Origin of the sequence: Chitinophaga sp. YR627, assembly GCF_900114995.1 — a bacterium.
Taxonomy (GTDB): Bacteria; Bacteroidota; Bacteroidia; order Chitinophagales; family Chitinophagaceae; genus Chitinophaga.
Map to the genome: position 1 here is coordinate 992,506 of NZ_FOUX01000002.1, position 20,535 is coordinate 1,013,040.

A 20,535-nucleotide genomic window follows, 5' to 3' on the forward strand; every position below is an offset into this window, starting at 1 on the left:
GTGTTTTTGTTACTCAGCAATGTTTAATACCCGCCAGCCATCTTTACCTTTAAAAGTATAGATCTGCTGTCTGGCTTTTTCTCCACCTGGGAAGATGTAAACCTCTGTAATCAGATACAGCTGTTCCGTGATCTTCTTACGGTAAGGGAAAGCGCGGCGAATCCCTTTGAACATGGGAAATCCTTCTTTTTCCAGGCTTTTTATAAACGATGTACGCAGAATGTCGGCAGTGGTCTGCAGAATGTCATTACCATTGTAAATGTCATTCATTCTCATCAGCAAAAGTCTTCCTTCCTCTACAAAATTCTTACAGGCGATCGCTTTTTCTATATTATGCTCATCATAAGCATCTTCCAGGCATAGTATGGCGCCTTCTGGCGTGGAAAAGTCGTGTACAAAGTAGTCAATTCCTTCGTCAATATAAAGCCCCACCTGACGATCAAATTCCGGCCATTCATGTGTAGGTTTCCCCTCACGGATAGCCCGGATAGTGTATCCGCCTATCAGGCGGCCATCTTCAATGATCATCCAGTCGGAAATAAAACGTGGATCGATACCGATCTTTTGGTTAACAAACACAGAATTAACATAGACAGGCTTATTACCTACTACGCCATACAGGTTTCCTTCATCGTCAAAACTGGGAGAGGTTAACCAGAGATGTTCGCGATTTACACCGTCGTCGATCAGTACTTTTACGGAGAAGTATTGCTGTACCGGTTCCGGTTGCAACAGACTATGCTGGAAATAGTGCAAAGTGGCATTTGCCTTCTCAATGGCCCAGTTCATCCTTTCGTCGTCATCGGCTATGTGTACAACCGGCAAATGGTCCTCTAAAACAGCTTTGCTACGTTTACCAAAGAATTTTGATAAGAAACCCATAGGTGAATGGTTATGTATATTTTGTGCCTTCCCTAACCGCTGTGACAGCCTTTCGAACGAATATACCTATATTTTTATTATGATAATGAAGGCTTTTAGTCCACTTTTTCCAGGGGCGCCTCATAACGGTAATACCTATTGTAAAAAATAGTACCTGCGAGCACCTGCATGCCTATAATACCATACCAGTAAAGCCGGGCCAGCCCCATAAAGAGTATGGTCACAACAATGATCAGTACCCACCTGAAATACTTATCCTGGTCTGTTCGTGGAAAATACAGGAGACTACGGAACAACATCAGCATTGACAGGCCACTGGTTATTAACATGACCCAGTGTATGGGGGCCGCCTGCTGCCAGGTCTTATATATCAGCAATATACTTTCCGGAGCGACAAGCGCCAGGTACAACCCTCCCATCTGCAGATATCTTTTCCACATGGGTACCGGCAGCTGTGGCAGCATGGAAAGGTAAAGATCGTCAAAGCGCCTGTGATTATACACCAGTACACTCTGGGCAAGTACACATATCAGTATTCCCACCAGTAAGACACGCTCGTCATACTTGTCTGCCATCAGGGAACAGGTCACTATGACGATAACTGCCGATGCTATTTTTGCGATGCCCAGTGATCGCATATTATTATTGAGTAATTCATGTCCGTAAAAAGACCATATTGGTTTCCGGACAGTCCTGTTGAACCATTGCTGCCACCTGGACAATATGGAAACAGTGCCCGGATGCTTCATCTTATGCACATATATCCACAACGGGGCAATCAGCATCAGCAAACTGAATAGTACAATCACGAAAGTAGCCAGCTGAAAACCCAGTTTCGCTGCTATACCTGCTGCTATAAGACTATAGATCAATACCGGCGCATATAAAGTCAGATGTACCCATAGCCAGGTACGCCACCTGGTACTTCCCTCCAGTATACCCAGCGTACCATATAAAAAGGAATGCTCCTTTGTGGATAAAACATTGATGATAAATGCAATACACTTCAGATTATATAATAACCACAACAAACAGACGAGCGCCAGAAAGCTGGGACTCCCGGTAAAGCCTTTTATAAGTGTATAATGGTAAGAAGGAAGTTGTCCGCCGGGAACAATCCCGAAGAAGAAATAAAAGATCACCAGGAAGAAACCGGTATTCTTCGCATAAAAGCGGGTTGTGAATATTTTGGATAATGCCATTGTGGATAACTTAAATTTTCACAATGTTTTTGTCCTGTACCTGCAGACGAACAGATCCTGCCGTCACCGGTTGATGTGAGGTAATACAGAAGGTGACGCCATATTGTTGATGAAACTCCTCCACTAATGTGTATAACAATGGAAGTGACTGTGTATCAAGCGTAATCAGGGGTTCGTCCAGTAATATAACTTTCGGACGACCGGTAAAAGCCAGGAGTAAAGAGACCTTTTTTAACATGCCACTTGAATAGCCGCTTACCGGCCTGTGGATAAACGACCCAACTCCCAGTAAATCAATCATTTCCTGCACCTCTCTGAATCCCTTTCCCTTTGTTTTCACATACAACGCAACCAAATCGCTACCGGTAATAAACCCTGGATATAATGGCTCAGCCTCTGCGTAATTCACATAACGGCGATATTGCACAGGTTGTTTGTTGCAACTGATAGTATTGTCCAGTAATATATCCCCCTGGAATGGAATCAGGCCTGCCATTACCTTCATAGAAGTTGTTTTGCCGGCACCATTACCACCTAAAAGCCAATATACCCCATAATCCAGCTCCAGACCGGGGATATCGAGTATGACGGTGTCGTGATAGCTTTTTACAACTTGTTGAAGATTAATAACATGCGATGCCATGAAAAAAGATATGATTTATTTGTAAATATGTGGATTAAATGGCTGAATTTCAGTTACCAGCAGTGGATTTAACAAAACTTTGCGGGTTTGGGAGCTGTTAAAAACCCAGAATTGTGGATTTAAATTCGCTAAAAACGGCTAATTGCCCTGTCAGATTACCTTTCCAAAATTCATCTGCTCTTTTTCCACAGTCTGTTAAAAACTTAAACAGTCCCCCCAGCTATTCCTGTGTACATTTGTAAGAGTTCGCGATACGAGTAACAAGTCTCCAGGAATATGAGCGCAACCCCGGAAGCCGGGTATGAATATTTCAAACCGAGCTGGCACAAGAAATTTCGATCGGAACACATTCACGTATCAAAGGGTAACAGGAAAGGGTCCAATGAATAACTTAAAATGGGGATAATCTCTCCTTCATGTCCTTTCTATCTTCATACGTTAACCATATATAAAATTTATTGAGCGATGAATTTAGAGAATGAACTGCTTTTAAAGGAAAACAAAGACAGATTTGTATTGCTGCCTATCAACTATCCAAAAGTATGGGAGAAATACAAACAACATGAGGCTAGTTTCTGGACAGCAGAGGAGATTGATCTCAGTGCAGATATGAAGGACTGGAATAATCTCAACGATGGGGAACGTCATTTCATTACCCATGTACTCGCATTTTTCGCAGCAAGTGATGGTATCGTTAACGAAAACCTCGCTGTTAATTTCATGAGTGAGGTACAGTTACCTGAAGCACGTTGCTTCTATGGTTTCCAGATCATGATGGAAAACATCCACTCTGAAACATATGCATTATTAATAGACACTTACGTAAAAGATCCGGTTGAAAAAGATCGCCTGTTCCATGCAATAGAAACAGTTCCTGCTGTTACCAAAAAAGCAAAGTGGGCATTACGCTGGATTGAGAACGGCAATTTCGCTGAGCGTCTCGTAGCATTTGCAGCTGTGGAAGGTATCTTCTTCAGTGGTAGTTTCTGCTCTATATTCTGGCTGAAAAAAAGAGGCCTGATGCCGGGTCTGACCTTCTCCAATGAGCTGATCAGCCGTGATGAAGGATTACATTGCGAATTCGCATGTCTGCTGTATAGCATGCTGGAAAATAAACTGCCGGAAGAACAGGTACATACCATTATCCGTGATGCAGTGACCATTGAAAAAGAATTCATCACTGAGGCATTACCGGTAGCATTGATCGGTATGAACAGTAAATTAATGAGCGAATACATTGAGTTCGTTGCAGACCGCTGGTTAGGTGAACTGGGATATGCTAAAATATATAACACAGCAAATCCGTTTGATTTTATGGAGATGATCTCTCTGCAGGGTAAAACAAACTTCTTCGAAAAACGCGTGGGTGACTATCAGAAAGCTGGTGTAATGTCTGGTAAGGATACACAGACTTTCAGTCTTGACGAAGATTTCTGATAAAGGCATAATAATTGCATGTTATTGCAGAATTTGCCAACAACCACATTTTAATAAATACTTTACTCAACCTCTTAAATTCATTTAACCATGTTTGTAATTAAGCGCGACGGCCACAAAGAAGCTGTTAAGTTTGACAAGATTACTGCTCGTGTTGAAAAGCTGTGTTATGGACTGAATGCGGAGTACGTAGACGCCATAGACGTAGCTAAGAAAGTAATACAGGGTTTATATGACGGAGTAACAACCAGTGAACTGGATAATCTTGCCGCAGAAACTGCAGCATCGCTTACTACAAAACATCCTGACTATGCCTTGCTCGCATCGCGCATCGCTGTGAGCAATCTCCATAAAAATACAGTGAAATCATTCTCCAAAACAATGGAGAATCTGTATAACTACATCGATCCGAAAGTAGGCAAACCTGCTCCACTGTTAGCAGACGATGTATATGAAATCGTCATGAAACATGCTGCTATCCTGGATTCCAGCATCATCTATGATCGTGACTTTGCATTTGACTATTTTGGTTTTAAAACACTGGAACGTTCTTACCTGCTGAAATTAGACGGTAAAGTAGCTGAACGTCCGCAGCATATGTTCATGCGTGTGTCTGTTGGTATCCACAAAGAGGATATCGATGCTGTGATCAAGACATACAATCTGATGAGTGAGCGTTGGTTCACACACGCAACACCTACCCTCTTCAATGCCGGTACACCTAAACCACAGATGTCCAGCTGCTTCCTCCTCACTATGCAGGATGATAGTATTGAGGGTATTTATGATACACTGAAACAAACTGCGAAGATCTCCCAGAGTGCTGGTGGTATTGGTCTGAGCATTCACAATATCCGCGCTACAGGTTCTTATATCAGTGGTACCAACGGTACCTCCAATGGTATCATTCCGATGCTGCGCGTATTCAACGATACTGCGCGTTATGTAGATCAGGGTGGTGGTAAACGTAAAGGCGCTTTCGCTATCTACCTGGAACCATGGCATGCTGATATCTTCGAATTCCTGGACCTGCGTAAAAACCACGGTAAGGAAGAGATGCGTGCAAGAGATCTGTTCTATGCACTGTGGGTACCGGACCTGTTCATGAAACGTGTAGAAGAGAACGGCGAATGGAGCCTGTTCTGCCCACACGAAGCACCAGGACTGCACGAATGCTGGGGTGAAGAGTTCGAAAAACTCTACACTAAATATGAGAAAGAAAACCGTGCACGTAAAACAGTAAAGGCACAGGACCTCTGGTTTGCTGTACTGGATGCACAGATTGAAACAGGTACTCCTTACCTCTTGTATAAAGATTCTGCAAACCGCAAATCTAACCAGCAGAACCTGGGTACTATTAAAAGTTCCAACCTGTGTACAGAGATCATCGAATATACTGACGCTAACGAAGTAGCAGTATGTAACCTGGCTTCCCTGGCACTGCCACGCTTCGTAATCGACGGTCAGTTCGACCACGAAAAACTGTACGAAGTAACTTACCAGGCAGCACTGAATCTGAACCGTATCATCGATAATAACTTCTACCCTGTAGATGAAGCACGTAACAGTAACCTCCGTCACCGTCCTATTGGTCTGGGTGTACAGGGTCTGGCTGATGCGTTCATCCTGATGCGTTATCCGTTCGAAAGCGAAGAAGCGAAAAAACTGAACAGCGAAATCTTCGAAACTATCTACTTTGCTGCATTGAATGCATCAAAAGACCTGGCCATCAAAGATGGCGCTTACGAAACATATGCAGGTTCACCAGTATCAAAAGGTATCCTCCAGTTCGATATGTGGGGTGTAACACCTTCTCCACGCTGGGACTGGACCTCACTGAAAGGAGAGATCAAAAAGCATGGTGTGCGTAACTCCCTGCTGCTGGCGCCGATGCCAACCGCATCAACCTCTCAGATCCTTGGTAACAACGAATGTTTCGAACCTTACACATCCAACATCTACACCCGTCGCGTACTGAGCGGTGAGTTCGTAGTAGTAAATAAACACCTGCTGAAAGATCTGGTGGAACTGGGTCTGTGGGATAATGATATGAAGAATAAGATCATTACTTCCAATGGCTCTATCCAGCATATTCCTGAGATCCCTTCACAGATCAAGGAACTGTATAAAACAGTATGGGAAATCAAACAACGTACGATCATTGACATGGCAGCCGATCGCGGTGCTTTCATCTGCCAGTCTCAGTCACTGAACCTGTTCGTTGATACACCTTCCGCAGCAAAACTGACGTCTATGCACTTCTACGCATGGAAGAAAGGTCTGAAAACAGGTATGTACTACCTGCGTACACAGGCAGCTGCTCAGGCAGTACAGTTTACTGTTGAAAAACAAGGTGGTCAGCAGATGGAACCAATGGTGGAAAAGAAAGCCGGTGAATCCAAAGCTGCCAAAACTGTGGACACCAAACTCGACGAAGTTGAATTTGTTGAGGGCGCTGTCTGCACCATGGAAGAAGGTTGCGTCACCTGCAGTGCCTGATGAAATAATAACACATCATTATAGTAAAAGGGTAGTCTCGCAAGACTACCCTTTTTTTATTGCAATACCTGATAAAAACAGGCATTAATAATGCGGTATACCGCTTAAAAATACGACTGTATGAATGCAAAAATTCTGGTAGCAGGAGCAAGCGGACATCTTGGAGAAAAGATCATCCGCGGACTGCTGGACGAAGGTGCAGATGTACGGGCTGTCATCCGTCCTAATACTGCATTGGAGAAAATCGGCGCCCTGAAACAATATGATATTGGTGTCATTCAGACGGATATGCACAATATCAATGAGCTGACATTAGCCTGTAAAGATGTAGACTGTGTGGTATCTGCATTGCAGGGCCTGGAAGATGTCATTATTGATGTACAATCAGTGCTGCTACAGGCAGCAGTCAACGCGGGCGTTCCCCGCTTCATACCTTCTGATTACGCCAGCGATTTCACAAAACAGGCAGCCGAAGAAAACCGGAACTTCGATCTGAGGCGTAAATTCCACGAACAGTTGGAGAAAGCCCCCATAGCCGCCACATCTATACTCAATGGCGCCTTTGCAGAAATACTGATGCGTAATAATCCTTTACTCGACCTGCATAATAACAGTGTCAGTTACTGGGAAGATGAAAATAAACGTATAGACTTCACCACCATGGACGATGTGGCCTCCTATACCGCTGCTGCAGCAATGGATGCTACCACTCCCCGCTTTCTGCGCATTGCCGGTTTTCAGGTAAGCCCTAAGGAACTGGCGACAATTGCAGGTGAACTGAAAGAACAGGAATTTAAACTGATTCGGCAAGGCAGCCTGGAAGATTTGATGGCCCTGATTAAACACGAAAGGGCAGCCCATCCTGAAGGAGAAAATGAATTATATCCGGCATGGCAACAATTGCAGTATATGAAAAGTATGTTCAGCACGGAATTATTCCCATTGAATAATCGCCGTTATACGGACATTCAGTTCACAGGTGCAAAAACATTTATAAGTACGTTGTTGCAAACAACAACAGCGGAATAAAAAGAAAAAGCGGCAGTCTGAAAACTGCCGCTTTTTTTTATTGCTAAAACTTATTTCACTTACTCACTTTCTTTTGCCCCTATACGATAAGCCATCACTGCTGTTACAATTGGTAGTAGTAAATTTAACAGCACTAACTGGCATAATTGCAAAAAGAAATCCCTGAATCCCTTCTTCTCTTCCTGCAGATATTTCACCAATGTTGTTTTATCGTTTATCAGACTATCATTGACAGTCTCTCTGTTGATTTGAGAAATGATATGACTGATATCCCCTGACCCATCAAATGGTTTTACAAACAATAATGAGATCAAAATGATAATAGATATCAGAACAATAAACAATGTCATGAAGGTCAGTGCAAATCTGAACCTACCTTCTGAAGGGACGACTAATAATTCGTCTTCTGCCTGTAACTGGGTTAACATGAATGGTTAATTTTTAGTTGGAAGAATTTTGTTCTGGCTTAGGAACTGGTTTCACCTTTCTCAAAAGCGGACTGGTAATTCCAACATAGGTACCCTGCTCCTGATCTAAAGAAACGATCTTCCTGCCTTTTATCATTTCATTCACTGCCCAGCTGAATAACGATATCCCTTCCCTTGCAATAGCAGATGCTTTAGGGTTATCCAGCTTCCGCTGCAGTTCCTTCATAAACTCTCGTTGAATGTCTACAATAACGTCCATTTTGCATAAATTTTATTGCAACGGAAATTAGCATAATATCTCATTCAACAAACTCCTCCAAAACTACCCGACTCACATGTCATCTTCCTGAAACCCCCACTCCTCAAGCAATTCATTGTATTGAGCATCCGGTAGGTTTTTTTGTTCATAATGGCCTGCAATCGATTTTTGCCTCATTGCTTCATATATGCTTACGGCACAAGCCACAGAAATATTCAAAGACTTGATAATGCCCACCTGAGGAATGATAAAATTACCATCACACAATTTCCTCATATCTTCACTTACTCCCTCCTGCTCATTACCAAATACCAATGCTACAGAACCAGTAAAATTGAGCTCATACAGACTCTTTGCATCTGCCGCCAGATGTGTCGTATAGATCTTATCATATTTTGCTCTTACAGCTGCTATACAGGCGGCGGTATCATTAAACTGATGCACAGTCAGCCACTTGGCTGCACTGGAAGAACTCTTGTGCCCCCATTTCTTGCGACGGGGAGTCTGGGTGTTCAGTACATAAATATCCTGGATGCCCACAGCATCACATGTACGCAATACCGCAGATACATTATGCGGGTCAAATACGTTCTCCAGGACGACAGTTAAACCTGCCTGTCTTTTATTTAATACGGATAGTAACCTTTCTCTACGTTCCGGCGTCATAATCAGGTAAGTATATATTTTAGAGCACAAATTTAACTTAAATCGGACTTTAGAATACCGCTTTTCCTTACTACCTTCATACATACTAAAAAACATCTATTTAAAAAATGCTCAAAAAAATCCTCAAAATTGTAGGAATTTTCTTGCTGGTATTGGTTATCGCAGCTATTGCCATCCCATACTTTTTCAAGGGCAAGATCATGTCTATCGTCAAAACAGAGCTGAACAAACAACTCGTAGCTGATGTCGACTTTAAAGATGTGGATATCAGTCTGATACGACACTTTCCAAGGCTGGCAGTAGCCCTTGAAGACCTGAGCGTGGTAAACAGAGCGCCCTTCGCCGGCGATACCCTGTTTGCCGTTAAGAAAATTGATCTGGCTCTCAACCTCATGAGCGTGATCAAAGGCGATAAAATGGATATCTACAATGTGGATATCGTAGCGCCCCGCATACATGCCATCATTAATAAAGAAGGATTGGTGAACTGGGATATTACCAAACCAGACACCGCCCAAACCACCCCGGCAGATACCGCCACTACCAAATTCGCCCTCAATCTTCAGCAATACAGCATCGAAGATGCCACTATCCGCTATGATGATGAACAAGGTGATATGGGTATGCTCATCGAAGGCCTGAACCACCAGGGTAAAGGTGACTTCACACAGGATCTGTTCACCCTCCAGACTACCACCCAGGCTGAAGGCGTTACCTTCCGTTATGGTCTTATCCCCTACCTGCTGCGTACCAAAACAACAATGGATGCAGACATTCAGGTAGATAATAAAACCAGCACCTATACCTTCCAGAAAGGTAAAGCCACGCTGAACAATCTCGAACTGGCCTTCCAGGGCTTCTTTAAACTCGTCGATGACAGCACTTACGGCATGGACCTTACCATGAAAGCACCATCTACCCAGTTTAAAGACATTCTCTCCCTGGTGCCCGCTATCTTCATGCAGGATTTTGATAAGATCAAAACTTCTGGTACCGCTGCCTTCGACGGTTATGTAAAAGGCACTTACAGCGCTACCCAGATGCCTGCTTTCGGATTAAACCTGGCCGTTAAAGACGGTTTCTTCCAATATCCTGACCTCCCTAAGCCTGTGAAGAATATCCAGGTAAAAATGAGCGTCAACAACGCGGATGGCGTACCTGATCACACGATTGTAGACATACCTTCCGCGCATGTGGAAATGGATAATACACCGCTGGATATGCGCCTCCTGGTAAAAACACCGATCTCCGACATGTATGTAGACGGTGCTGCAAAAGGTAAACTCGACCTGTCAAAAGTATCCCAGTTCGTAAAACTGGAAGCAGGTACCGCCCTGAGTGGTATCGTAGATGCGGATGTTTCTGCAAAAGGTAACATGAGCGCCATCGAAAAACAGGCATATGATAAATTCTACGCTGCCGGTAGTATCCTGATCAGCGATCTGCTGTATCGTAGCAAAGATTACCCGGACGGTGTTAAAGTAAATACCCTGTCCATGCAGTTCAATCCAAAGAATGTGACAGTGTCTAAATTCGATGGACAATACATGGGTACCAACTTCCAGGCAAATGGTGAAGTGAATAACATGCTGGCCTATATGCTGAAGAACCAGCCGCTGGAGGGTAAACTGGCCTTTAAAGCCGACCAGGTAGACCTGGACAAATGGATGGGTACAACAACAACTACCACAGCTGCAACACCAGCTGATACAGCCAGCGCTCCCTTTGCTGTTCCGGCTAACCTGAACCTCGCTTTACAGGCACAGGTAGATAAAGTACACTACGACAAGCTCGATATGTCGAACCTCTCCGGTAACCTCTTACTGAAAGATGAAACCGTTTCCATGCAACAGATCAAGGCAAATGCCTTACAGGGTAACATGGAAGTAAATGGTAGCTACAGCACTAAAAACAGTAAGACCAACCCGGATATCAACATGTCTTACAGTGTACAGAACGTAGACGTACAACAAACATTCAACGCTTTCAATACTGTACAGGCCCTGATGCCGGTGGCTAAATTCCTGAATGGTAAGATCAATTCCCATATGGAACTGACCGGCAAACTCGGTCAGGATATGATGCCTTTACTGAGCAGCCTCACAGGTGACGGTAACCTGCTGGTACTGGAAGGTGCGCTGCAGAAGTTTGGTCCGATAGACCAGCTGGCAAGCACCCTGAATGTATCTCAACTGAAAAACTTCTCCCTGAGAGATATCAAAACCTATTTCGCTTTTGAAAACGGCCGCGTAAAGGTGAATCCGTTCAAAGTGAACGTCAGCAACATCAGTATGCTGGTAGGTGGTTCCCACGGTTTTGACCAGTCACTGGATTACACCTTACAGATGACCCTGCCGCGCAGCGTGATCGGAAAACAGGGAGATGCCCTGGTGACAAGCCTGGCTTCTCAGGCTACGGCTAAAGGTATCCCTGTTAATATCAGTGACAGTATTCACCTGAACGTATTGCTCGGTGGTAACATCATGAAGCCAACGTATAAAACCGACCTGCAGGAAACTACTTCCGGTACACTCAATAACCTGAAAGATCAGGCTACTAACCTGGTAAAAAACAAGGTAGACACAGTGAAAACAGCCCTCAAGGATTCACTGAATGCTGCCAAAAACAACGCTGTTGCCGGTCTGAAAGACCAGATCACCAAACAGATCACAGGTCAGAAAGATACGACCGGAACGAAGGCACAACCTTTGCAGAATGCCGGTAAACAAGCGGAACAAGCGGTAAAAAGTACTATCGGAAATATCTTCAAAAAGAAGAGTAACTAAGCTATAATATTTGCGAAACCGGTCCTCCCCTTCACCCGGGACCGGTTTCCATTTTTTTAAGTGTATTTACGTTTTTCACTAGTTTGGACAACTTTTTGTCTGACTTTTTCACCACCTTCGCAGAACTGCAATATTATATCTCCATCCGGGAAACGGATGCGTTAACTGAGAAATACCCACATGTAACTATGGACTACGAGCGTTACATATCAGATGGAAATCTGGAGAAAGTGCTCCTTGGATTCGCAAGTCCTGAAGAGGAAGCCGAGTATCGGATACACCTGGATTTCTTTCCGGAAGTCCAGACCGAACAGGACGAGATCGAGCGTCGTATAGAACGCATGGCGTTCAAGGAGGCCGCTTTACCACCTGCACACCTGAGATCAGCGATCATGCAACAGGTCGCGCAGGAAGCTGCAGCTCCGGTTACTACCGGTACATGGTATAACAGGAAAGATGTTCATTATGAAGACGTACAGCCTCCTCACAATAAAATGAGGGTACACGTAGGCTGGAAATTATTACTCATCACCCTCCTGGTGATGATTGCCGCATCTATGGCTGCTGCAATTATTTTCTTTTATATGACCATCGGTAAATAACCAGACTTTTTTACTTTCTTTCAATAAAAAAAGGCGCCCACCATATGGTGGGCGCCTTTTCAGTTGCAATGTTTTCCGTTTATAATTCGTGTTGCATCGCTTTGTAATTTTCCTGCATTTGCTTCAGTTTATCCTTACCATATGCCAGACGGGTAATTACCACATACAGCACCGGTACGATAAAGATCGCCAGGAAGGTCGCAGTGAACATACCACCCAATACGGTCCATCCCATCGTTTTACGGGATTCAGCACCTGCACCACTGGATAATACCAGCGGCATGATACCTAACAGGAACGCAAGGGAAGTCATGATGATCGGACGCAGACGCAGCTTGGCCGCCTCCACAGTCGCCGTGACAAGTTCCATACCTCTGTCCACACGCTCTTTTGCAAATTCCACGATCAGGATCGCATTCTTTGCCGACAGACCAATCAGGGTGATCAGACCAATCTGTGCATATACGTTGTTTGTTAATGCAGGCAGGAATGTCAGTGTCAGGATCGCACCAAAGGCCCCGATAGGTACGGCCAGCAGTACGGAGAACGGTACCGACCAGCTTTCATAAAGGGCTGCCAGGAAGAGGAATACGAAGATGATAGACAGGGCGAAGATGTAAACGGTCTTCGATCCTGATAATAATTCCTCACGGCTCAAACCAGAGAACTCATATCCATAACCTTCCGGTAACACCTGTGCAGCTACTTCCTGTAATGCCTTGATCGCGTCACCACTACTATATCCAGGTGCAGGGCTACCATTTATTTCCGCAGAACGGAACAGGTTATAGTGAGAGATAACCGGCGCACTTTCTGTCACCTTATAGGATGTCAGCGCACTCAATGGTACCATGGTACCGGAAGAGTTTTTCACAAAATATTGCGCCAGATCCTTGATATCTCCACGGTAAGTGGAATCAGCCTGCGTTACTACACGGAAGTTACGGCCGTACACCGTAAAGTCATTCACATAAGCACTACCAAGATAAGTCTGTAATGCAGTAGCAATAGAGGATATCTGTACGCCCATCTTCTTCGCCTTTTCACGGTCTATCTCCAGTTGGTAACCAGGCGTACGTGCGGTAAAGAAGGAGAACGCTCTCGCGATTTCAGGACGCTGGTTGATCGCCATCGTGAATTTCTGGAGTACACCTTCAAATTCCTTGATGTCGCCACCACCACTCTTCTGCTGAAGAATGAAGGAGAAACCTGCGGTAGAACCCAGACCAGGGATCGCCGGAGGCGGAATTACTACCACATTTGCCTCCTTAAATCTGGAGAGTTTCGCCTGAAGTTGTCCTACCAGTGCGAATATCTGCTGAGATTTGTCTTTACGCTCATCCCATGGTTTCAGCTGACAGAAGATCGTACCACTGTTTGATTTGGTCGCGAAACTTACTACGTTCAGACCACCCAGTGCTGCATAGTGACCGATCGCTTTTACGCTATCCAGTGTATGCATCATTTCCGTCATGACAGCAATCGTTCGCTCAGTAGAAGATGATTCAGGCAGGTCAAAAGTGATATATATACGACCATCATCCTCTGTTGGGATAAAGCCTGTCGGCTTACCTCTGAAGAGGAACAGGGTACCTACCACAATACAAAGCAGCAGTATGATCACATAACGCGACCAACGGATACTCTTCTTCACACCCAGTGAATAACGGCTGGTCACATGACCAAACCAGGTATTGAACTTAAAGAAAAATTTATTCAGACCTTTTGAGTCCTTATCCAGGTGCATAGGTCGCAGGATCAGCGTACACAGTGCCGGTGTCAGGGACAATGCCACAAACGCGGAGATCAGTACGGAGATCGCGATCGTGATCGCAAACTGCTGATACAGACGTCCCACGATACCCGGAATAAATCCTACCGGTACGAATACCGCCGCAAGGATCAGGGCGATAGCCATTACCGGTCCGGAGATCTCCTTCATCGCTGCATAAGTAGCTTCCTTCGGCGTCATCTGTTCATGGTCCATATTATGCTGGACCGCCTCCACCACCACAATGGCGTCATCCACCACGATACCGATCGCCAGTACGAAACCGAACAGGGTCAGGGTGTTGATGGTAAATCCAAGTGGTATGAAGAAGATGAACGTCGCAATGATAGACACAGGGATCGCAAGTACCGGAATAATGGTTGCCCTCCAGCTTTGCAGGAAGAGGAATACCACGATCACCACAAGTACGAGTGCTTCCAGCAGGGTTTCCACCACCTCGTGGATAGACACCTCGATCACGGATACAGACTCAAATGGTACTACATAAGCAACATCTTTCGGAAAGCTTTTGCTCAGTTGCTCCATTGTTTCATATACCGCTTCTGCTGTTTCGATCGCGTTACTACCTGGCGCCTGGTAAACCAGCAGGTAAGATGCTCTCTTACCATCTACATAGGAGTTGTTGCTGTAACTGAATTTACCCAGTTGTACACGGGCAACATCTTTCAGGTATACAACTGCGCCATCGTCAGGACGGGTTTTGATAATGATATTACCAAATTCCTCAGCTGTTACGAGACGGCCTTTTACGAAAATGGTATACTCATATGTCTGTCCGGTTTTCTGAGGAGGAGCACCTACGGTACCTGCGGAGATCTGCGCGTTCTGTTCAGTGATCGCAGCTCTCACCTCTTCTGCTGTTACACCCATCTGGGCCAGCTTGTCTGGTTTCAGCCATACACGCATACTGAAATCATCCGCACGGGTGAAGATATCACCCACACCTTTCGCACGCAGCAATGCATCCTTGATGTAAACGTTGGTATAGTTATCCAGGAAGGTTACATCATGGGTACCATTCGGAGAATATAAAGCCACCAGCATGAGGATACTGGGGTTACGCTTTCTTACGGTCAGACCTAAACGTTGTACCTCCTGAGGCAGGGTTGGCTGCGCAATACCCACACGGTTCTGTACGTCCAGTGCGGCGATATTGATGTCAGTACCCACTTCAAAGTTCACGGTCAAACTCATTGCACCACTGTTGGTACTGTTACTGGTCATGTAAGTCATACCAGGCGTACCATTCACCTGCACTTCCACAGGAGTAGCTGTCGTCTGCTCCACCGTCTGTGCATCCGCACCGATATAAGTACCGGTTACCTGTACAGTGGGGGGCGAAATTTCCGGATACTGGCCAATGGGCAGATTGGTCATCGCCAGCAAACCTACCAGCACCAGTACAACAGAAATAACTATTGCGGTAACCGGTCTGCGTATAAAAGTATTTGCAATCATGTTTCTTCTTCTATTGATTCAAACTCAAACTGTTATCTATTTCTTAGCTGCGGCATCCGGCGCTTTCTTTACGGTAGTGGTATCAATCTTACCACCATCACGTAAACGCTGTATACCCTCTGCAATCACCAGCTCGCCCTGTTTAACACCGTCCATTACGACGATACTTTCTCTCAGACGAGGGCCCAGATGTATTTTACGCTGTTCTGCAACAGTATCTTTCGCAACAAATACGAAGAATTCACCCATCTGTTCAACCACTGCTTTGTAAGGAATGATCACGCGGTCGCCTGACTGATCGTTCAGTACATTCATCACACCGCTCATACCTTCTTTCAGTTCGTTCTTCGGGTTGTTGAATTCAATACGCACCTTGATAGTAGCTGTCAGGTTATCCACACCACGGTCCACTACTGTCAGACGGCCCGGCTCAGAATAAGCCTGTCCGTTAGGCAGCTGCAAACGGAAAGTAGAATCGCTGGGAACCACCGTTTTACCCTGCATAGCAGAAAAACGTGGGATGTCATTTTCGTTTACCACAAAATCAACAGCAATCGGATTTTCAGAAGAAATCGTATTCAACAGGGTCGTTCCTGCTCCCACCTGTGCGCCCAGTTTTACCTGAGAGATACCTATACGGCCGGTGAAAGGAGCTTTGATGACAGCATAGTCCAGGTCTGTGCGGGCGGCCATTAAAGAAGCTTCCGCAGCAGCCAGCTGGCTACGGCTTACGTCGAGGGCAGCATCGGCGTTGTCCAGCGTCTGACGGGCGATCGCGTCCTGCTCTGCCAGTTTATGATAACGGTCTGCGTCTTTCTGTGCTTTTGTAAGATTAGCCTTTGCCTGGGCAATACTTGCTTCTGCCTGGCGGTAAGTGGCTTCATACTTACGACGGTCTATTTCATAGAGCGGTTTTCCTTTCTGTACCACTTCACCTTCTTTGAAGAAAATGCCGGTAATGTATCCTGTCACCTGTGCACGCAGTTCAACCTGGTTCAGGGCTACCACTGTAGCTGGATACTTATCGTAGTAAATAGCAGTACCAGTAACTGCCGGCACTACGCTTACCGGTGTAGGAGGCAATACCATGGCTGCTTTCTGAGCCGGGCCTTTACAGGAAGCCAGGTAAAATAAGCCTGTAGCGCCAATGAGGAGAATGTGTTGCTTTGTTTTCATCTGAAAATATTTGTCCTTTCAATGGTCAGGTTGTACGGACCCGACCAGTTTCCTTATTAGTAGTTGTTTGTTGTTATTGTACCCAATGAACGTTGCAGATCCACTTTGCTGGACAGCACGGTATACATTGCGTTATAGTAGTTCAGTTGTGCTGAACGCAGATCTGTCTGTGCTGTGATCACCTCGAGATAGGTCTTCACACCTTCCCTGTACTGCATTTCTATCAGGGTGTATACTTCCTGGGCCAGGTCCACATTCTCCTTCATCACATAAAACTGATTGAGGTTACCTTTATAGGTAGCCATTGCCTGGGTATATTCAGTATTGATCTGGTTGCGCAGGTTTTCTATATCCAGGTCATTACGTTTGATCTGCAATTCCGCCTGACGGATATTATAGATACGTTTAGACCCCTGGAAAATAGGCAGGGACACTTTCAGGCCTACCTGGGAACTCGGTACGTTGTTGTTATACAACTTGGAGAACTCCGGATTCAGGTAGTTGAAGTTATAGTTCGCAAATGCAGAAACAGTAGGAATAAAACTCCACTTGTTATACTTCAGCTGCGCGTCTAAGAGGGTTTTCTGCGTTTCCAGCAACTGCATTTCGACCCTGTTATTATAGGTCACAGTCACGGTCGTATCCAGCTGTATGTTCTGGACCATCTGCACGGTATCATACACCAGTGGCAGCGGACCATTCACAGGATAGCCCATCAGCTGACGAAGCTGTGCTTCGCTGGCTTTCAGTTGCTCCGCAGCCGTCTTTCTCTGTGCACGGGTGTTATTCAGGGAGATAGTCGCCCTTTTATAGTCGGTTTTATCCACTATACCACCCTGGTATTGATTGTAAGCGTCTTTCAGACTACGTTCCAGACGTACCACATCTTCATCCAGTACATCTATCTGGCGTTCAGTCAGCAGCATGCCGTAGTATGCCTTTGTCACATTTGCGACAACATCAATACGGTAGCTTTCTGTGTTCTGTTTTGCCTGTTTGCGTACATCGCGGGCAGTTCTGCCTGCCAGCAGCAGATCACGGGTAAACAGATTCTGGTTCCATTGGAACAAAGCAGCGGAGTTGTTTTCCACGCCCAACTGTACATAGTTCCCGTTAAAATAGGATGTGGGAATCTTGAGATAATGGTTGAGGCTGTAATCTACCCCAATCTGCGGGTACCAATCCGCAAGCTTTCCCTTGATGGTGTATTCAGTAATATCCTCATCCAGTTTGGCCTGTTTTACAACCGGCTGGTGGGTGAGCGCATACTGAATACAAGCCTGGAGGGTGGCTTGAGGAAGCAGTGAATCGGAGACCTGTTGCGCATAAGACGGTGCGTTGTACAGCACGGCGCTTAGTACGGCGGTCAGATAAAATACTCTTTTCATAAAAGGTTTTGACAATCAGAATCTTCTTTACACCAATCGAAGGACAACGACGATATTGTCCACTATATATTTGTTATTCAATTAGATGCTAATGTGATCTTCAGCAAAAATCGGACGGGCACAGTTTAGCATTATGCACAAACTGCAAACAGGTAGGTTCAGGTCGTTAACGGTTTTAACAAATCTTGGGATACTGCCGCCTAAAAAGGTGGCAAATCAGCTCCCATAGGGAGCTGTAGCTAACCTCGTTCCCGCAATTGCAGGGCAAAGATAATGACTCGCAATCAGAAACATGTTACCACTGATGTAAATTTAAACTATTGTTTAAATCTACTGAGCGGTACGTCCACTGTGAATATGTTTTTCTGCATGGTAGGAGGATCTTACCAGTGGTCCTGATTCTACATAGTCAAGACCCATGTTATATCCTATTTCACGCAATTCTGCGAACTCATCGGGATGTACAAAACGGACAACCGGTAAATGTTTTGGGGTAGGTTGAAGGTACTGTCCGAGTGTCACCACGTCACATCCATTATCGTACAGGTCTTGCATCGCCTGTACCACTTCCTCTTTGGTTTCGCCGAGACCCAGCATGATACCACTTTTGGTACGCATGCCTCCGTCTTTCAAACGGCGGATTACTTCCAGACTACGATGATATTTTGCCTGGATACGAACTTGTTTTGTCAGACGCTCTACTGTTTCCAGGTTGTGGGATACTACCTCAGGCGCTACATCAATAATGCGCTGTAAGTTTTCCCACTGGCCCCTGAAATCAGGAATCAATGTCTCCATAGTAGTGTCAGCATTCAGTGATCTGACAGCTTTAATGGTATTTGCCCAGATGATAGAACCACCATCTTTCAGTTCATCTCTGTCCACGGAGGTAATAACCGCGTGTTTTACCTTCATCAGGTAAATAGCTTCCGCAACACGCTGAGGTTCATCCCAGTCTACGGCATCCGGTCTGCCGGTAGCAACCGCACAGAATCCGCAGCTACGGGTACAGATATTTCCCAGTATCATAAAAGTAGCGGTGCCGGCTCCCCAGCATTCACCCATATTCGGGCAGTTACCGCTCTCACAGATCGTGTGTAATTTATGCGTATCAACCAGGTTACGAACCTGCTTGTAACTCTCCCCTATTGGCAACTTAACTCTCAGCCAGTCAGGCTTTTTAGTCCTTGGTGCAGCAGGTGCTGTACTACATGGCGTTGCGGTCGTGATCGGTGTTTCTTCCATCTCTGATCCTTTCTTTAGAACACAAATTTAATACTTCTCAACTATTTCTTGTCCCAACGCTTTCCAAACTGCAGCGCAATGTATGCATTAAAGAAAAATTTCTTCGGATCCTGGTCGATCATAATATCGACATCCTTGGTATAATACTCCGCATTTACACCCACTTCCAGCGCGCTGACAACCTCGTTAAAACGAGCCCAGTCAAAGCGCAGACCGGTTTTAGCATGTATACCAGGCACGATACTTACCTCGCTCCAGCCCTTTCCGAAACCAGCGCCGCCGATAATAGACGACCTGTCCAGGAAAGCCTGGTCATATAATGGATCCTGACCATATTTCACCTGTACGCCTCTTGAAGTATTCGGGTCTACCACATTCAGGTAATAAGGTTTCTTCAGACCAACGGAAAGACCTCCATAATAGATAGCATTTACCAGTACCCCGTTTTTATTTCCCTTACCGCCGATCAGTCGTTGCTGACCAACACCCAGTTTCGCCTGGTAAAAATTGTTCTGCTTACCATATATATAAGGCTTCTCTGAATAGATAAAGCCAAATTGATCGATATCTTTTAAAGCACCTGGCTTTTTATCTTCCTTCGGATTCTTCTTCTCCGCAAACTCAAACTGGAAATAAGTCACCTTCTGCCGGCTCTTTCTCCAGCCCAGTTCAAAAAAACCGGCCCAGCCATCCGTATTGATACGGCCACCAATGGAAAATTCTCTTTGATACAGGTTCTCACCCTCTTCCAGCTGTTTAAACAATGAAATACGCTTCAGCTTCCGTTCCTCCCGCTGTTCCTTTTTGGAAGGTGCATCAGTAGTTGAAGTCTGGGCATACAAACCACCCGCCATGGCCAGTAAAAGCAAGGATAAGTATAGTCTTTTCACCTGTATAGATTTGTTTAGTTAACGGAGTATAGCCGCCGGGCTATACTATATAAACGTAAGGGGCATCATATTGGTATGCCTGCTGTTACAAACCTACACGTTTTTTCTGTCATGTGTAAATTTGTTTTTCTTTGAAAACCCACGCCCATGTAT

The 20,535-nt window shown here is 45.2% G+C and carries 16 protein-coding genes; 5 read left to right on the plus strand and 11 right to left on the minus strand.

Going from position 1 to position 20,535, the window contains the following annotated elements; genetic code table 11:
• Positions 1 to 9: 9 nt before the first annotated feature.
• From BMZ72_RS12610 to BMZ72_RS12620, 3 genes are all read right to left on the minus strand, one after another.
• Positions 10 to 882, minus strand: a complete 873-nt coding sequence (locus BMZ72_RS12610; RefSeq protein ID WP_089808772.1) for a YegJ family protein — start codon at positions 880 to 882, stop codon at positions 10 to 12.
• A 95-nt stretch (positions 883 to 977) separates the two neighbouring features.
• Positions 978 to 2,084, minus strand: coding sequence for a hypothetical protein (locus BMZ72_RS12615; RefSeq protein ID WP_089808774.1), 1,107 nt, complete (start codon positions 2,082 to 2,084; stop codon positions 978 to 980).
• 10 nt (positions 2,085 to 2,094) lie between these two features.
• On the minus strand, positions 2,095 to 2,727 hold the full coding sequence (locus tag BMZ72_RS12620; RefSeq protein ID WP_089808776.1) for an ABC transporter ATP-binding protein: 633 nt from the start codon (positions 2,725 to 2,727) through the stop codon (positions 2,095 to 2,097).
• A gap of 465 nt (positions 2,728 to 3,192) precedes the next feature.
• Here BMZ72_RS12620 and BMZ72_RS12625 point away from each other — a divergent pair, with 465 nt between their 5' ends.
• The 3 genes from BMZ72_RS12625 (at position 3,193) to BMZ72_RS12635 (ending at position 7,692) form a co-directional block, all read left to right on the plus strand.
• Positions 3,193 to 4,164: a ribonucleoside-diphosphate reductase small subunit gene (locus BMZ72_RS12625; protein ID WP_089808778.1), complete on the plus strand. Its 972-nt coding sequence runs from the start codon at positions 3,193 to 3,195 to the stop codon at positions 4,162 to 4,164.
• A gap of 90 nt (positions 4,165 to 4,254) precedes the next feature.
• A complete protein-coding gene (locus tag BMZ72_RS12630) occupies positions 4,255 to 6,663 on the plus strand; it encodes a ribonucleoside-diphosphate reductase subunit alpha (RefSeq protein ID WP_089808780.1) in 2,409 nt (802 codons plus the stop codon).
• Positions 6,664 to 6,783: 120 nt separating this feature from the next.
• Entirely contained in the window at positions 6,784 to 7,692 is a 909-nt protein-coding gene (locus BMZ72_RS12635; protein WP_089808781.1) for an NmrA family NAD(P)-binding protein, read from the plus strand.
• A 59-nt stretch (positions 7,693 to 7,751) separates the two neighbouring features.
• On the opposite strand, the gene BMZ72_RS12640 is transcribed toward BMZ72_RS12635, so the two are convergent.
• The 3 genes from BMZ72_RS12640 to BMZ72_RS12650 form a co-directional block, all read right to left on the minus strand.
• The gene (locus tag BMZ72_RS12640; protein WP_089808783.1) at positions 7,752 to 8,120 is read right to left on the minus strand and encodes a hypothetical protein; all 369 of its coding nucleotides are present in this window, start codon (positions 8,118 to 8,120) and stop codon (positions 7,752 to 7,754) included.
• Positions 8,121 to 8,133: 13 nt separating this feature from the next.
• On the minus strand, positions 8,134 to 8,379 hold the full coding sequence (locus tag BMZ72_RS12645) for a hypothetical protein (RefSeq protein WP_143087680.1): 246 nt from the start codon (positions 8,377 to 8,379) through the stop codon (positions 8,134 to 8,136).
• A 72-nt stretch (positions 8,380 to 8,451) separates the two neighbouring features.
• On the minus strand, positions 8,452 to 9,045 hold the full coding sequence (locus BMZ72_RS12650; RefSeq protein WP_089808787.1) for a TrmH family RNA methyltransferase: 594 nt from the start codon (positions 9,043 to 9,045) through the stop codon (positions 8,452 to 8,454).
• Between the two features lie 107 nt (positions 9,046 to 9,152).
• Between BMZ72_RS12650 and BMZ72_RS12655 the strand changes: the two genes are divergently transcribed.
• Positions 9,153 to 11,831 carry an AsmA family protein gene (locus tag BMZ72_RS12655; RefSeq protein WP_089808789.1) on the plus strand — a complete coding sequence of 893 codons (2,679 nt, stop codon included), beginning with the start codon at positions 9,153 to 9,155 and terminating at the stop codon, positions 11,829 to 11,831.
• A gap of 83 nt (positions 11,832 to 11,914) precedes the next feature.
• On the plus strand, positions 11,915 to 12,433 hold the full coding sequence (locus tag BMZ72_RS12660) for a hypothetical protein (RefSeq protein ID WP_218155239.1): 519 nt from the start codon (positions 11,915 to 11,917) through the stop codon (positions 12,431 to 12,433).
• A gap of 79 nt (positions 12,434 to 12,512) precedes the next feature.
• On the opposite strand, the gene BMZ72_RS12665 is transcribed toward BMZ72_RS12660, so the two are convergent.
• From BMZ72_RS12665 to BMZ72_RS12685, 5 genes are all read right to left on the minus strand, one after another.
• A complete protein-coding gene (locus BMZ72_RS12665) occupies positions 12,513 to 15,683 on the minus strand; it encodes an efflux RND transporter permease subunit (RefSeq protein WP_089808791.1) in 3,171 nt (1,056 codons plus the stop codon).
• 36 nt (positions 15,684 to 15,719) lie between these two features.
• Complete coding sequence (locus BMZ72_RS12670; RefSeq protein WP_089808793.1) at positions 15,720 to 16,859, minus strand: efflux RND transporter periplasmic adaptor subunit; 1,140 nt, start codon at positions 16,857 to 16,859, stop codon at positions 15,720 to 15,722.
• Between the two features lie 56 nt (positions 16,860 to 16,915).
• The gene (locus BMZ72_RS12675; RefSeq protein WP_089808795.1) at positions 16,916 to 18,247 is read right to left on the minus strand and encodes a TolC family protein; all 1,332 of its coding nucleotides are present in this window, start codon (positions 18,245 to 18,247) and stop codon (positions 16,916 to 16,918) included.
• Positions 18,248 to 18,577: 330 nt separating this feature from the next.
• Positions 18,578 to 19,492: a lipoyl synthase gene (gene lipA, locus BMZ72_RS12680; RefSeq protein WP_218155240.1), complete on the minus strand. Its 915-nt coding sequence runs from the start codon at positions 19,490 to 19,492 to the stop codon at positions 18,578 to 18,580.
• A gap of 41 nt (positions 19,493 to 19,533) precedes the next feature.
• Positions 19,534 to 20,382 carry a hypothetical protein gene (locus BMZ72_RS12685; RefSeq protein WP_143087681.1) on the minus strand — a complete coding sequence of 283 codons (849 nt, stop codon included), beginning with the start codon at positions 20,380 to 20,382 and terminating at the stop codon, positions 19,534 to 19,536.
• Positions 20,383 to 20,535 lie beyond the last annotated feature (153 nt).

Bases quoted from the DNA above. Each gene is read 5' to 3' on its own strand.
- BMZ72_RS12610 (WP_089808772.1), bottom strand. From the start codon at position 882: ATGGGTTTCTTATCAAAATTCTTTGGTAAACGTAGCAAAGCTGTTTTA.
- BMZ72_RS12615 (WP_089808774.1), bottom strand. From the start codon at position 2,084: ATGGCATTATCCAAAATATTCACAACCCGCTTTTATGCGAAGAATACC.
- BMZ72_RS12620 (WP_089808776.1), bottom strand. From the start codon at position 2,727: ATGGCATCGCATGTTATTAATCTTCAACAAGTTGTAAAAAGCTATCAC.
- BMZ72_RS12625 (WP_089808778.1), top strand. From the start codon at position 3,193: ATGAATTTAGAGAATGAACTGCTTTTAAAGGAAAACAAAGACAGATTT.
- BMZ72_RS12630 (WP_089808780.1), top strand. From the start codon at position 4,255: ATGTTTGTAATTAAGCGCGACGGCCACAAAGAAGCTGTTAAGTTTGAC.
- BMZ72_RS12635 (WP_089808781.1), top strand. From the start codon at position 6,784: ATGAATGCAAAAATTCTGGTAGCAGGAGCAAGCGGACATCTTGGAGAA.
- BMZ72_RS12640 (WP_089808783.1), bottom strand. From the start codon at position 8,120: ATGTTAACCCAGTTACAGGCAGAAGACGAATTATTAGTCGTCCCTTCA.
- BMZ72_RS12645 (WP_143087680.1), bottom strand. From the start codon at position 8,379: ATGGACGTTATTGTAGACATTCAACGAGAGTTTATGAAGGAACTGCAG.
- BMZ72_RS12650 (WP_089808787.1), bottom strand. From the start codon at position 9,045: ATGACGCCGGAACGTAGAGAAAGGTTACTATCCGTATTAAATAAAAGA.
- BMZ72_RS12655 (WP_089808789.1), top strand. From the start codon at position 9,153: ATGCTCAAAAAAATCCTCAAAATTGTAGGAATTTTCTTGCTGGTATTG.
- BMZ72_RS12665 (WP_089808791.1), bottom strand. From the start codon at position 15,683: ATGATTGCAAATACTTTTATACGCAGACCGGTTACCGCAATAGTTATT.
- BMZ72_RS12670 (WP_089808793.1), bottom strand. From the start codon at position 16,859: ATGAAAACAAAGCAACACATTCTCCTCATTGGCGCTACAGGCTTATTT.
- BMZ72_RS12675 (WP_089808795.1), bottom strand. From the start codon at position 18,247: ATGAAAAGAGTATTTTATCTGACCGCCGTACTAAGCGCCGTGCTGTAC.
- lipA (WP_218155240.1), bottom strand. From the start codon at position 19,492: ATGGAAGAAACACCGATCACGACCGCAACGCCATGTAGTACAGCACCT.